The sequence below is a fragment of the Sulfitobacter sp. G21635-S1 genome (assembly GCF_027213915.1).
Classification (GTDB): Bacteria; Pseudomonadota; Alphaproteobacteria; order Rhodobacterales; family Rhodobacteraceae; genus Sulfitobacter.
The window spans coordinates 38897-52434 of record NZ_JAPWGV010000010.1; the positions used below are offsets into that span (position 1 = coordinate 38897).

The 13538-nt window shown below is 64.1% G+C and carries 14 protein-coding genes and 1 pseudogene; 4 read left to right on the top strand and 11 right to left on the bottom strand.

Features of this window, described 5'->3' with window-relative positions; all coding sequences use genetic code 11:
* Window positions 1–313: 313 nt before the first annotated feature.
* Together O4H53_RS11545 and O4H53_RS11550 are read right to left on the bottom strand one after the other, a co-directional pair.
* Window positions 314–1345, bottom strand: a complete 1032-nt coding sequence (locus O4H53_RS11545) for a DUF7146 domain-containing protein (protein WP_111550050.1) — start codon at window positions 1343–1345, stop codon at window positions 314–316.
* Window positions 1346–1348: 3 nt separating this feature from the next.
* Window positions 1349–5731 (bottom strand): bifunctional class I SAM-dependent methyltransferase/DEAD/DEAH box helicase, encoded by a 4383-nt coding sequence (locus O4H53_RS11550; RefSeq protein WP_111550049.1) that lies wholly within the window; start codon window positions 5729–5731, stop codon window positions 1349–1351.
* A 175-nt stretch (window positions 5732–5906) separates the two neighbouring features.
* Between O4H53_RS11550 and O4H53_RS11555 the strand changes: the two genes are divergently transcribed.
* Complete coding sequence (locus O4H53_RS11555; protein ID WP_111550048.1) at window positions 5907–6203, top strand: hypothetical protein; 297 nt, start codon at window positions 5907–5909, stop codon at window positions 6201–6203.
* A gap of 28 nt (window positions 6204–6231) precedes the next feature.
* Here the strand turns inward: O4H53_RS11555 and O4H53_RS11560 are convergent, their stop codons facing one another.
* From O4H53_RS11560 to O4H53_RS11600, 9 genes and pseudogenes are all read right to left on the bottom strand, one after another.
* Window positions 6232–6648: a hypothetical protein gene (locus tag O4H53_RS11560; protein WP_269363944.1), complete on the bottom strand. Its 417-nt coding sequence runs from the start codon at window positions 6646–6648 to the stop codon at window positions 6232–6234.
* On the bottom strand, window positions 6641–6931 hold the full coding sequence (locus O4H53_RS11565) for a type II toxin-antitoxin system Phd/YefM family antitoxin (protein ID WP_269363945.1): 291 nt from the start codon (window positions 6929–6931) through the stop codon (window positions 6641–6643). The genes O4H53_RS11560 and O4H53_RS11565 overlap by 8 nt, the downstream gene beginning before the upstream one ends.
* A 41-nt stretch (window positions 6932–6972) precedes the next feature.
* On the bottom strand, window positions 6973–7617 hold the full coding sequence (locus O4H53_RS11570) for an antitoxin of toxin-antitoxin stability system (protein ID WP_111550046.1): 645 nt from the start codon (window positions 7615–7617) through the stop codon (window positions 6973–6975).
* The gene (locus O4H53_RS11575; RefSeq protein WP_111550045.1) at window positions 7610–8029 is read right to left on the bottom strand and encodes a hypothetical protein; all 420 of its coding nucleotides are present in this window, start codon (window positions 8027–8029) and stop codon (window positions 7610–7612) included. The genes O4H53_RS11570 and O4H53_RS11575 overlap by 8 nt, the downstream gene beginning before the upstream one ends.
* A 75-nt stretch (window positions 8030–8104) precedes the next feature.
* A complete protein-coding gene (locus O4H53_RS11580; RefSeq protein WP_111550044.1) occupies window positions 8105–8302 on the bottom strand; it encodes a hypothetical protein in 198 nt (65 codons plus the stop codon).
* A gap of 1 nt (window position 8303) precedes the next feature.
* Window positions 8304–8681, bottom strand: a complete 378-nt coding sequence (locus tag O4H53_RS11585) for a DUF6915 family protein (RefSeq protein WP_111550043.1) — start codon at window positions 8679–8681, stop codon at window positions 8304–8306.
* A gap of 10 nt (window positions 8682–8691) precedes the next feature.
* A complete protein-coding gene (locus O4H53_RS11590) occupies window positions 8692–9183 on the bottom strand; it encodes a DUF6878 family protein (RefSeq protein ID WP_111550042.1) in 492 nt (163 codons plus the stop codon).
* A gap of 103 nt (window positions 9184–9286) precedes the next feature.
* Complete coding sequence (locus O4H53_RS11595; RefSeq protein ID WP_111550041.1) at window positions 9287–9805, bottom strand: DNA repair protein RadC; 519 nt, start codon at window positions 9803–9805, stop codon at window positions 9287–9289.
* Window positions 9806–9911: 106 nt separating this feature from the next.
* Window positions 9912–10244: pseudogene (locus tag O4H53_RS11600) on the bottom strand (JAB domain-containing protein); the annotation flags it as partial.
* A gap of 166 nt (window positions 10245–10410) precedes the next feature.
* On the opposite strand from O4H53_RS11600, the gene O4H53_RS11605 reads away from it, so the two are divergent.
* Genes O4H53_RS11605 through O4H53_RS11615 form a run of 3 tightly spaced genes read left to right on the top strand, consistent with a single transcriptional unit; the run spans window position 10411 to window position 13528 of the window.
* Window positions 10411–11625 (top strand): tyrosine-type recombinase/integrase, encoded by a 1215-nt coding sequence (locus O4H53_RS11605; protein WP_111550040.1) that lies wholly within the window; start codon window positions 10411–10413, stop codon window positions 11623–11625.
* Window positions 11622–12542, top strand: coding sequence for a tyrosine-type recombinase/integrase (locus tag O4H53_RS11610; protein WP_111550039.1), 921 nt, complete (start codon window positions 11622–11624; stop codon window positions 12540–12542). The genes O4H53_RS11605 and O4H53_RS11610 overlap by 4 nt, the downstream gene beginning before the upstream one ends.
* Entirely contained in the window at window positions 12539–13528 is a 990-nt protein-coding gene (locus tag O4H53_RS11615) for a tyrosine-type recombinase/integrase (protein ID WP_111550038.1), read from the top strand. Before O4H53_RS11610 ends, O4H53_RS11615 begins: the two co-directional genes overlap by 4 nt.
* The last annotated feature ends 10 nt before the right edge of the window (window positions 13529–13538 follow it).

Genomic DNA, 13538 nt, shown 5'->3' on the forward strand with positions numbered 1-13538 from the left:
GGCTGCGAAAGCTGTCACTGGGGACGCCCCCTCACCCCGCCTTCGGGGCCGGAACGCATGTGGAGGAGGGCGGCAGGCAAGCTATTTGTTTCGCGATGCAAAGCGGGGGCTCGTCCCCCGCGGCAGAAATAGCTTGCCTGCCGCCCTTGAGGGGGCGGACCCTTTGACGGCCGCCTGCCCATCTCTTGAAGGCCGTGCGGGTGTCGGGTGGATGAGATTTACCCCGAAAGAGGCAAAGGGGATGATCAACACCCGCGACAGGGATACATGACCCCTGCCCCGCACTCCCGGACCGCCCCTTGCGCGATGCAAGTCAGCCGGACAGGCGATGCCGATCCTCTGGCCCGATCTGCCCTGCCAGATGCTGGCGCAGCGCATCCTTGCCGCTCGTCCGGAGATCGTCGTTGAAATCCCCGAGCCGTGGTTCCAGCACCCGTACGACAATCCCGGCATCAAGGGCTCTGGCGCTCAACCTCTCTGCCGCGCTGCGCCCCGCCGGATCGCGGTCGATGGCGATGTAGAGGCGTTGCAGCCTCTCCGGCAGCAGGACCGCCCCGAGGTGACCTGATGAGAGCGCCGCCCAGACGGGAAGGTCGGGCACAGCTTCGACCAGTGACAGCATGGTCTCGATGCCCTCGCCGACGACGAGGATGTCATCATGCGGGATCAGCCTGACGGCATTGCCTAGGAGGTGACCCATGGCACGCCTCTGCGTCTCGACAGCTGCCTTTCCCTGTCCGTCAGGCGCCAGCCAGGTACGATGCACGCCCTGCAAGGCCCCTGCCCCATCGGTGACCGCCGCAATCAGCGCTGGTCTGGGGATGCTCTGGGTCTGACCCTCATCCCGATGCCAGCATTTCGGGTGGAAGCGAAGGGCGCTCATCTCCCCGCCTTGGGTCAGGCCACGGGCGCGGAGGTAGGTGTCGGCAAGCGTGCCTGCGACCGGCATGGAGGCTGCAAACAAGCGCGCCGCCGCCGCTGGCGTGCCGCCGGGGGTCTTGGCCTTCTTCGGCATTGGCGCATCCGGGAGGACCGGCTGCGGACGGCCCAGATGCGCCCGGGCTTCAGCCAGAAGATCGGGAAAGCGCGAAATCCCGGTCCTCTCGCGGATGATGTCGAGAAGATCGCCATGTTCGCCCGTGGCGCCGTCGGTGAACTTGCCGGCCGCGCCCGGCCCGGACGCAAGCCCGGTCAGCCGCACGAAGAGCGACCGGCCGGGATTGTTCTGCAGATCGCCGACGATCCAGTAAGACCCTTCCCGCCGTCCGGCGGGAAGGTAGGCGCGACACACGCTCTCAGCGTTCTCCGCCAGAGCGCGGATCACATCTTCAGTTTCGGAATACATGGCTCAACACCCTCCGCGCGCATGTAGTCCTGTCACGGGACAACGTGCAAGTATACGATCAAGCACTGCGATGCCGCTGGGGTCTGCTGGGCAGAAGAGCCGCAGCTTCCAGGCGATGATCTCCGAGAAGAACCCATCTGCCTTGAGCCGGTCCTTGGCGGCACCCAAAAAGCCCGACAGTTCTATCCGGTTCACCCCCATGACGCGGGACCGGTGCAACTCCATCCCCTCGGCCAAGCGCACGACCGTCTTGCCCTCCAGAACAAGGGCATGGACCTGCGCCGCCGTGAGCTTCGGCGCATCGGCGGCAAGTGTGGTCGCGACCCACGACGGCGAAACGCGGCGACCGATGATGCGCTGACCGTCATCGGTCTGCAGCCGGTAGACGCGGGTTTCATCTTGGGGGAGCTGCTTCCAGATCGGCAGCAAGAGGCCCGCCACGATATGCAGGGTGGTTTCCGAGAACTCCGGCACTTCAGCCAGTTCTGCCGTCCAGGCTTCAGTGAAGGCCGCGCGGTCGGCTTCGAGCCAATGGGTGTCGTCCATGATCTTGGCCGGAACCGTGCTCGCCTCGGTCGGCCGGATCAGCCTGAGGCGCGGCTCGATAGTGCCGTCGTCCATCATTAGGCTGGTGGCGGGCGCCTGCACGGCAGACCGGCCCGAGCGGCTGTTGACCAGCAGGCGTGTCTTTGGGTCGTCGAGCCAGTCAAGCGCATCCGCGAGCGCGGTCGGAGCATTACGCCGCTTTTCCGCGATGCTCAGGAGCTGGGTTTCCGCGCCGGAGCCGGGATGGGTGTAGATCACCCGCGCATCCGTGACGCGAAAGCTTTCGGCGCGCAGCGTCTCGAGCCCGAGGTCGTAGACCCCGGCGGCGATAGCACCCTCGATCCGTTGGTCGAGGAGTTCCTCGAAGGCCGCGAAGAGCACAGCCTGCATGTCGATTGTGAGCGCCAGCAGGCGATTGAGGAAGGTCGTGATCGGGGGCAGGTCGTCCTTCAGACCGTTGTCATCGGTCAGGCTGAGGCCTGTCGCGTCCTCAAACGCCATCAGCGAGCAACCCGCCACATCGCCGCGATAGATGCGGCGGTAAAGCTGGCGCAGAGCGTCGCGGGCATAGGGAGATTCCAGATTGTCCTCGGGCCGGAACAGCCCCTGCCCGCCGGTTTGACGCTGGCCGCGCGTGATGGCACCCAGCGTGTCGAGGCGGCGCGCGATGGTGGAGAGGAACCGCTTCTCCGCCTTCACATCGGTGGCCACGGGCCGGAACAGCGGTGGTTGCGCCTGGTTGGTGCGGTTGGTGCGGCCCAGTCCCTGAATGGCCGCATCGGCCTTCCAGCCCGGTTCCAGGAGGTAGTGGACCCGCAGGCGCTGGTTCTTCGCCCCGAGATCGGCGTGATAGCTGCGCCCCGTGCCGCCGGCATCCGAGAAGATCAGGATGCGCTTCTGGTCATCCATGAAGGCGGCGGTTTCCGCGAGGTTGGCAGAGCCCGCCCGGCTTTCCACGACCAGGCGGGCGGCAGCACCCTCGCCCTTCCTCACAATGCGCCGCGAGCGTCCCGTGACCTCGGCCACGAGATCGGTGCCGAAGCGCTGGACGATCTGGTCAAGCGCGCCGGGCACAGGCGGCAGGCTTGCCAGATGCTCGATCAGCGCATCGCGCCTGCGCGCAGCTTCGCGACATTCCACCGGCTGGCCGTCGCGCGTGACAGGCCGCGAGGAGAGGTTGCCTTCGCTATCGGTGAAGGGCTCGTAGAGCTGCACCGGAAAGGAATGCTGCAGATAATCCAGGCAAGCCTCTCTTGGCGTGATGTCCACCCGCACATCGTTCCACTCGTCCGTGGGGATGTCCGACAGGCGGCGCTCCATCAGCGCCTCGCCCGTCGAGACAATCTGGATGACGGCCGCGTGGCCTGCGGCGAGATCGGCGTCGATGGCGGCGATCAGCGTGGGAGTTTTCATCGAGGTCAGCAGATGGCCGAAGAAGCGCTGCTTGGCGGACTCGAAGGCTGAGCGGGCGGCGGACTTGGCCTGGCGGTTCAGCGTACCGCCGGATTCGCCAGTAATGTTGGCCGCTTCCAGCGCCGCGGACAGGTTCCGATGTATGACTCCGAAGGCGAGCGCATATGCATCATAGATCCCGCGCTGCTCCGGCGTCAGCGCATGTTCCAGCATCTCGTATTCGACGCCGTCATAGGACAGCGAGCGCGCCGTGTAGAGGCCAAGCGACCGCAGATCGCGGGCCAGCACCTCCATCGCGGCAACGCCGCCAGCTTCGATAGCTTGCACAAATTCCGCCCGCGTCGAAAACGGAAAGTCCTCGCCACCCCAGAGCCCGAGGCGCTGCGCATAGGCGAGGTTGTGCACCGAGGTTGCGCCGGTGGCCGAAACATAGACCACGCGGGCATTGGGCAGCTTGTGCTGCAGACGCAGGCCGGCCCTGCCCTGCTGCGAGGCCGTTACATCGCCGCGCTCGCCCTTGGACCCTGCGGCGTTGGCCATGGCATGGCTTTCGTCAAAAAGGATCACCCCGTCGAAATCAGCCCCGAGCCAGTCGACGATTTGGTCGACGCGGGACTTTTTGGCGCCCCGTTCTTCGGAGCGCAGCGTCGCATAGGTAGTGAACAGAATGCCCTCGCTCAGCGGGATGTCGCGGCCTTGTGCAAAACGCGACAGCGGCGTGACCAGCAGCCGCTCCTGGCCAAGGGCAGACCAGTCGCGCTGAGCGTCCTCGAGAAGCTTGTCGCTCTTCGATATCCAGAGCGCCTTGCGCCGACCCTGAGCCCAGTTGTCGAGCACAATCCCGGCCGACTGGCGGCCCTTGCCCGCCCCAGTGCCGTCGCCAAGGAAGAAGCCGCGGCGGAAACGGACGGCGTCCGCGGCATCGTCCGGCGCGGCCGAGACCATGTCGCCGGTTTCATCGACAGTCCAAGACCCCGCGAGATACGCGCCGTGCGCCTCGCCCGCGTAGATCACGGTCTCAAGCTGCGCGTCGGACAGAAGGCCATCGCGCAGGATGGCGGCTGGAAGCTTGGGCCGGTAGCTGGGTTTCGGAGGAGCGACCGAAGCCATGGCCGCAGATTGCACAAGCTTGGTCGGGTGCGGTTCCGCTCCGGGAATGTCGATAGCCTGCAGCCGGAAGGTCTCATAAATGGCATCCGACAGGCGCGCGCTGGTATCATCCTCGGTTACATCGCGCAGGCTGTAAGCGAGGTCGGCGGCGGCAGTCGGCGCAGCGGTGTTGGTGGGGGCTGTTGCAGGCGTGGCGCGCCACGAGCTGATGCCTGTGCGCGTGGTGCGGGCAGGATTTCCCGGGAAGGGGGAAGTGAGGCCCTGCCCTGCTGGTGCGACCTGCGCCAGCACAAGGCGCGGGGGGACGTGGGCGATAATCAGCGACAGCAGGCTGGCGACATCAGGCGAAATCGGGCGCGCCAGATCGGCGGTGATGCCGCCCGCCTCGCCACCACGACATTTGTCGAAGACCGAAATCCGCGTCTCGAAGCTGGTGCCGTGTTTGGCGAAGGCAGCACCAGACACAGCGCCGGTGAAGACCAGATGCGCGGACTCGGTCAGGCGAGCGAAGGTCTCGGCCCAGGCGGGGGCATCCGGCGCGAACCCGGCGCCGGTGATGGCGACCAACCGTCCGCCGGGGGCCAGACGCGCAAGCGCCGAGCGCAGATGCCGGGCTGTCGCCTCGGTGGTGCGGGCGTCGACATTGGCCACCGCCGAGAATGGCGGGTTCATCACGACGACGCTCGGGCGGACGCCCGCGTCGAGATGATCGTCGATCTGCGCCGCGTCAAAGCCTGTGACAGGCCGCCCCGGAAACAGGCGGCGGAGAAGATCGGCGCGGGTGTCGGCCAACTCGTTCAACGCGAGGCTGCCGCCCGCGATTTCTGCGAGGACCGCCAGAAGGCCCGTCCCAGCCGATGGCTCCAGCACCAGATCGCGCGCGGTGATCTGTGCTGCAGCCAGTGCCGCCAGCCCCATGGGCAGCGGTGTCGAGAATTGCTGGAACCGCTCCATCTCTTCAGACCGCCGCGTATGGGTCGGCAAAAGGCCCGCCACCTTGACGAGGATCGGCAGCAGCGCCGCGGGCGAGCCCGCCCGGGCCAGGAGCGCACGGCCGAACTTCCGCAGGAACAGGACCAGCGCTGCCTCGCCCGCTTCATAGGCCAGCTTCCAGTCCCAGGCGCCGGTCGCATCAGAGCCGCCAAAGACGCGCTCCATCTCAACGCGCAGGCGAAGCGCGTCGATCTGGAAACCCTGCGCCAGATCGGGCTGCAGCGCTTCGGCCACGCTCAAGATCGCAGCGGCCGTATCGAGGGACGGGATGGGGGAAACAGGCGCAAGCGCGCGCTCGGTCGCAAAATGGGCGAGATGGGTCATCGGGAAACTCCGGAATGAGGAACAGGATCAGGCCCGGACACCCTCTTTCGGGCACCCTCAGGCCTGACCTTCCCCGGCCCTCCTCTCCCTCTCAAACCCCATGATTTCCGCAGGCGGCTTGCTTTTGTTCCTGTTATGTTCTATTTTAAAACCAAGCTATGAAGGGAGATCCCCGATGGAAAGCACCACTTACGCCCTGCCCGCGACGCCCAAGCAGATCGCCTATGCGCGCGCGCTGGCCCTGCGCAACCAGACGCTTCTGCCGTGGGAGGTTCAGCAAGATCGGCGGTCGCTGAGCGCGTGGATCGACGCACAAGCCAAGCTCACACCCGCGACAGCGCTGGACAGCCTGCCCTCGTCCAAACAGGTCGCCTTCGCCGAGCGCCTCGCCCGGATCAAACGCCGCGCCGTCCCGGATGAGTGTTTCCGCGACAAAGGGCTGATGTCGACGTGGATTGATGGGAACAAATGAAGCTGGTCTGATCCTGCGGTGACCGAGATTACTTCAGCCGATCGACAACGGATGCCCCGCCCGACCTGGCAAGCGCGATGAGGCTGGATTGGATTTTGGATGTGAAGACGGAACTGAACGTGCCGATGGGCGTGCGGTCCTCCCAGACATAGGACCGCTCCAGAATATCCGTGTTGATCTCGTCCAGCATGACCCATTTGCGGACATGGGTCTCTAACCCCACGCGCTGCGACTCGATCTGTGGCAACTCGATAAATTTGCGCGAGGGCAAGGGCGGCTGCGTGGTGATCGGCAGGATGAACACCACAGTCTCGCTATCGGACTTGGCGACAGTGACGGCGATACAGACAGGCCGCGTCTTGCGGCCCTCAGTCTCGCCCGCCATCTGCTCGCGTTTCCATAGGAACGGGTAGCGGAAAACCTCTCCCGCACTCGGCTTAGTCATCCGCCTGCGTCAAGTCCCGCTCGAGCCCCTCTATCATCAGCGCCTTGAGATCCTCTGGCATCTCGTCAACCATGTGAGCCTGTTGCGTGGCCCCCCGGGTGAGCTGCTGGTACTGGTCCATGCTCATCAGCACGAATTTCGGCTTGCGGTGCTTGGTGATCGCAATCGGCGACCGAATGGCCGCGTCGAACAGGTCACTGGTGTGCCGCGTCAGGTCGGCCGCCTTGAACTCGGGAAGATCATGCACGATCTGGGTCTCCATTTGTGCAGAATATACATACATTCTGGATATTCTGCAAGAGATGGGTTGAGCCCTCCCATGTGTCATCCGAACCGCCGCCCCCCTGCGGTGAAGGTGTATTCATTGGCAATGATGCCGTCCTCAACGGACTCGTCCGAGGTAAGGTGGTCGTATTCAGCCTGAAGCTGGCGGTAGAGCCAGCGGGCAAGGTCGCGCAGCGCCTCGGTCACGATCTCCTCCGCGTCCTCGGTGGGCGGCTGCCAGGTCGGGCTATCACGGGTGACGTCCACGGACATGGCGTATTCGTGGTAGTAGCGGCCCCGATGGCTGACCTCGGCGGCAAGCTGGTAGAAGTTCCGCCGCTGGATGGCCTGCAGCCGGTCGGCAATGCCATGCAGCGTCGCATCCTGGGGCGCATAGTCCCGGATGCGCGCGGCCGCGCCCTTGGTGTGGCTGAGGTATGCTTCAAAACAGGCCCCATCCCCTTGGCTCCAGAACCCTGAAAACCAGATGCAGGGCTTGGTGCGTGTCCCGCCGCCCATCAGGCGGACGGGGGTTGTTTTGAGCCGGACGCCGAGAATATCGCAGATGCGCTCGAAATCCTCATAGACCGCGTCCCACCAGTCGTCGTGGGGCCCGAGCTCACGATACCAGCTGCGCGCCTTTTCCTTGGCGACGTCGGAGAGTTCAGGGAACTGGTAGACTGTTGTGCAGATGACCTCAGGCATCGACGTCCTCCCCGTTCAGCGCCGCGACCAACCATTCTTGCGTACTGGACCAGCCGATGGATTTACGAGCGCCGAGATCGATGGCATGCGCGCCGCCACCAATGGCGTCGAGCCGTGGCCGGGAGCAGGTCAGAGCATACTGGAACCCCCAAAGGCCGGTGAGGTCGAGGTCTGCGGCGAGGCGCAAGACGAAGCGGATGACGGCTTCGACATCGCCGTGGTCGTCGTCATGGATCCAGAGGGTGCTGCCCTCGGGAGCATCCTGGCGCACGAGATCGAAGCCAGCGACCTCCGGGTCGTCAGCGTCCTGATCAGCTTCGCGCAGTTCTTGGAACAGCGCGAGCGCGCGGGCGGCCTTGTCGGGCGTGCCGACGTCGAGCAGGCACGAGAATTGGGTGAAGTAATCCGCCATGGGGACCTCCTGAATGGGAAAAACCCGGCCGGGCGGCCGGGCGTTGTGTTGGAATGAAGGGGTGGTTGGGGGCGATCAGCCGGCGGGCTCGTCGCCCCCCGCCTGTCGCGCGGCATGCGCGCAAAGCATCTGCCGGTAGAAGCGCTTGCGCGCGCCCCGGAAGCCGCGAACGGCGCGCGTGTCGGGGTGAAGCGCCCGGACCGCCGCGCGAACCACTGCCAGTGGCGAAGCGGTCGGCGGCAAGGCAAGACGTAGATAAGTGGGATCGGTCATGTCACGTGACCTCAACCACGGGCGAGGCGAGATGCGGATCGACCAGTGCCTCGATCCGCGCGGTCCGACCCATCCAGGGCTCGGGCCGGACGGCCTTCACCCAGTCAGCAAAGCTCGGGATGAAGCCGAGGTCTTCCTTCACATGTTGCTCGCCGACCCAGCGGGTCGGGATAATGCGCCCGGTCGAGAGGGTGAGGGTCGGACCGAAGATCGTCTCGGCCATGAATATGCCCTCGGCATGGTGGCGCAGCGCCCGGTGACGGAAGTCGGCGGTGATCTCCTTGCTCAGGTCGAACCAAGCATGCACCGCGATGAAATCGTCGACCGTGCCGCCCCATTTCTTCACTGAAGACAGGGCATGGTGATAGGGATGTGCCATTGCTGCCCCCTCAGAAATCGTGCGTGTAGAGTTCGGACGAGGTGAAGCGCTCGTTGAACTCGAGATGGATGCAGCGTGCGGACGCGTCGAAGCAAAACTCACCCCACGCGCCGTCGTTGTTTTCCCAACCGCCATGTGTGTCAGACAGGAAGTCGTAGGTGAGCTGCTCGACAACATCCTCCAGTGACAGGCTGCGCATCTCGACCTCGGGATCATCCCACGTCAGCGCGGCATAGGGGATTTCGGTCGCGGGGAAATCGACAGCCGTCTCGCCCGCCCAGGCGCCGATGCTTTCGATCTGGCCGCTGTCACCGGAACCGTCGAAGGTCACGGTGACATGGGTGATGCCGGCGGCCATGAGGCCATCGAAGAGACGATCTTTGTTGCCCGGGCGCATGGCGAGGGTCCGGGCGGCGCGTTCGGCATGCGCGGCAAGGATCGCCCCGAAATCGACGGTGGATGGTCGCAGCGGGGCGGCCAGAGTGGGTTCAGTCTGGGTCATGGATAACTCCTTTCGGTGAGGACAGGTCAGACCCCCCGGGTGGCGCACTCTTCTGCCCCCCGAAGGCTCAAACCCTTCCCATCCCTCCTCTGTCTCTCGGGCGTCACGCCGCGTTCTGCAGCGCGCGGGCGGCAAAAGCGCGCCAGAGCGGGTCGACAAGGCGGGCATCCAGCAGATCGGCACGGTGACGCAGCCGCTGCGCCAACTCAGGCTCGCGCCAATCAATGGCACGGCCAGCCTGGGCGCGCAGCTGAACCGCCTCGGTCACGACGGCCCGCGCCTCAAGAGCATTGGCGACAGGCTGGCACCAAGCCACAGCGCCATGACTGGCGGCCCCGGCAAGAACCAGGCGCTGGTCGCAATCAAGGATTGCCAGAAGCTGCGGCGCTGCATCGGAGCCGTTGTCCTCGGCAAGCTCAAACGCCCCCTGCATGGCATCAGCCAAGGTCGCAAAACGCTCAACGACCACGGGGGCAGCGGTGCCCGACATCAGGGCTGCAGGCGTCCTGTGCATCCGCGTCAGCGCGAAAGGCAAGCTGGGATCAGGAGCGACAGTCGGGCCATTTGGAACGGGGCCCATCGGACGCGGGCCCGACTGGTTCGGCAGGGGAAGGTCAAACATGGCAATGTCTCCAACGGAGCGGAAAGCCACTCTCCCCGCCTCATCCGTCAAAGACCAAACCGCCGCCCTCTTACTCGAAGGGGCGACGGCAGGTCTGCTGGCACCATCAGAGCTTGCCGAGGGCCCGCAGGCTCAGCTCCGTTCCGGCACCCACGATGATGTGGTCATGCAGCGTCAGGCCGAGATACTTGCAGCCCTTCTGGATCTCCTTGGTCATGCTGAGATCAGCCTCGGACGGCGTGGGATCACCCGACGGGTGGTTGTGGATCAGGATCAGGGCGCTGGCGTTCAGCAGCAGCGCCCGCTTGATCACCTCGCGCGGACAGACCGGGACATGATCGACCGTGCCGGTCGACAAAAGCTCATCGGCGATGATGCGGTTCTTGCGGTCGAGATAGAGGACATGGAATCGCTCGATGGGGCCTCGGACGGTGAGCGCATTATGCAGACTTCGGCATAATGCGCTTTATGCCGAGGCCAAGATTATGCCGATATAGGCACTCTAAGTGCTTATATTCCCTCGAAGCCTTTGCATCGTAGTTGGCATAATCCTCGGGACTGAAACTGGTAGCGTCTTCTCGTTCACGACGAAACGAGGAGATATCATGGTGATTGAACCGAAAAAGAAACGGAGTGCGAACCCGGTCACGGCCCTTTCCAATGGCCTCGAAGAGGATTTGCAGAGGCAGGGCTACGGGGTCGGCACGATCTGGAAGCAACGCAGGCTATTCAATGACCTCCTCATTTGGTTGGAGGGCAAACAGCTCGCGATGTCCGATTTGACGGTGGCCAAAGTAGACCTGTTCATGGCCGACCGCCGTGCTGGCGGTGTCCGCAAGCTGAAGACGCGCAAAGCACTGGGTGCCATTTTGGTCTATCTGCGTGGGTTGGGGCTGGTACCACCCGCCGAAAGCCCCGTTGAAGACGGCCCCGCTGGTGAAATCCTGGAGCGGTACACGCGGTTCCTGGCAGTAGAACGCGGGCTGACAGCTGCGGCGATCCTTCGATATGTCGATTGCCTGCGTCCGTTCCTTGATCGTCAGACGAGAGATGGCAATCTCGATCTTGCCAGCCTGACCTCTTCTGATGTCACCTCCTTCGTGGTGGCTTGGTGTCCCTCCGTGAATTCCTGTGTCGCGAAGCTGACCGTCACGGCGCTGCGATCTTTCTTCGGGTTTCTCCATCTCGAGGGTGTTTTGAGGCGCTCGCTTGTCCCGGCAGTACCGACGGTCACATATCGACACCAGGCCGGACTGCCCAAGGGGCTCGAACCCGATGAGGTGCGGCGCATTCTCACATCTTGCGATATCACCTCGGACAATGGCGTCCGCGACTTGGCGATCCTGACCCTTCTTGTTCGGCTCGGCCTGCGGAGGTGCGAGGTCTCCAGACTAGGGCTTGACGATATTGACTGGCGTGCGGGCACGATCTGCGTGCATGGCAAAGGAAACTGTCTTGAACGACTACCCCTTCCCGTGGACGTAGGCCACTATCTGGCTCAGTATCTACGTCACGCACGACCAGCGAAGGCGCGGGGCCGGACCGCATTCGTCCGACACTTCGCACCTTATAACGCGCTCAGCGCGTCTCGGGTCAGTACCATCGTGGCGGATGCCGCGCTACGGGCAGGCGTCGGGCGGGTGCACGCGCATCGCCTGCGCCATACCGCGGCGACGCAACTGCTGCGTGCTGGCGCATCTTTGCCGGAAGTCGGGCAAGTCTTGCGTCATCGCCGTGCGCAAACCACGGCGATATATGCCAAGGTCGACCACGATACCCTGCGCGTGATAGCACGCCCCTGGCCGGAGGATGCGCAATGAGCCATCTGCGCAAAGTTCTGGCCGACTATCTGAGCATGCGGCGCGCCTTGGACTACAAGATGGACCAGGTCGAGCGACGTCTCCGCCAGTTTATTGCCTTCGCAGAGGATCATGGCGAGACCCATGTCCGGACCGTGACGGCGCTGGCCTGGGCAACGCTTCCTCCTGGCGCTGATCCGATCTGGACCCACGCGCGACTGGCCGATGTGCGCATCTTCGCCCGGCACCTGCATACGCTCGACGATGTGAGCGAAGTGCCGCCAGACGATCTTCTTCCGGCGCGGAGACGGCGCACAACGCCCTATCTCTACACACCGCAGGAGGTGGCCGACTTGATGCGCGCCACGGATATCCTGCCCAAGACACACGTGCAGGCAACCTACCGGGTGCTGGTCGGCTTGCTGGCTGTGACCGGCATGCGAATTGGCGAGGCGATCGGCCTCGACCGCGACGACCTCGACATGGGCGGCGGCATTGTGACGATCCGGAAGGGCAAATTTGGCAAGGCGCGGGCATTGCCGCTGCACCCGACGACAGTCGCTGTCTTGCAAAACTACCTGCTTCGAGCTGATCGTCCGAGTCCTTCCGGCGCGCCGGTTCTTCTGAGTAGTTCAACGGGCAAGCGGCTGCGCTATAGTAACGTGCATCCGACTTTCCAGAAACTGCTGCATCATTGCGGGATTGTTCCACGTTCGGCAACCTGCCGACCCCGGATTCACGATCTAAGGCATAGCTTCGCCGTCAGCACCATCGCCGAGGGGTACCGGTCAGGTAATCCCGGCTCCGGCCTCGCAACTCTGGCCACCTACCTCGGTCATGTCGATCCTAAGCACACCTACTGGTACTTGTCGGCAGCGCCCGAATTGCTTGGCCTGGCTGGTGACATGCTTGAGCGCCACCTTGCAGGTGAAGCATGACTGGGCTCGCAACGACACTGCAAGCGTTCTTCACTGACCGCCTCGTCCGCCAGCGTCAGGTCAGCGCCAACACGATCCAAGCCTATCGCGACACTCTGCGCTTGCTTCTGGTCTTCGCTTCGGAACGACAAGGCAAGTCACCGGTAAGGCTCGACATCGACGATCTTGATGCGCCGCTGATCGGTGCCTTCCTCGATCATCTGGAGCGCGAACGGAAGAATGGGGTACGCACCCGAAACGCCCGGCTGGCCGCAATCCGTTCCCTGTTCCGTTATGCAGCCCTGCGCCATCCCGAACATGCCGCCACCATCGAACGCGTTCTCGCAATACCGCCGAAGCGCTTTGAGCGACGGCTGGTGACCTGGTTGACCGAGGCCGACATCGATGCATTGCTGGCCGCTCCGGACCGGGCGACATGGACCGGGCGGCGCGACACGGCGCTGTTCAGTCTCGCAGCCCAGACAGGACTGCGGGCGTCTGAACTGATCGGGCTGACCCGTGCAGATGTCCAACTCGGAGCAGGTGCGCATGTCAGTTGCACCGGAAAAGGGCGCAAGCAGCGTATCACGCCGCTCACATCTGGCACCATCGCGATCCTGAGGGCGTGGCTTGCCGAGCGGTCAGGTCATCCTAGGGACCCGCTGTTCCCGACGCAGACCGGACGCGCCCTTAGCCGCGATGCGCTTGAGCGCAGGCTGGCCAAATACGTTGCGGAAGCACAGGTCAAATGTCCAACAATGGCAAAAAAGCGCGTCTCCATGCATGTGCTGCGCCATTCTGCCGCCATGCGCCTCTTGCGCGCCGGGATCGACACCTCGGTGATCGCACTCTGGCTCGGCCACGAACAGATCGAAACGACCCAGATCTACCTGCACGCGGATCTGCAGATCAAGGAAAGAGCCCTCGAAAGGACAGCCCCGATCACCATGAAGCCCGGCCGCTTCCGGCCAACTGACAATCTCCTCGCCTTCCTCGAGGCTCTCTGATTATGCCAAC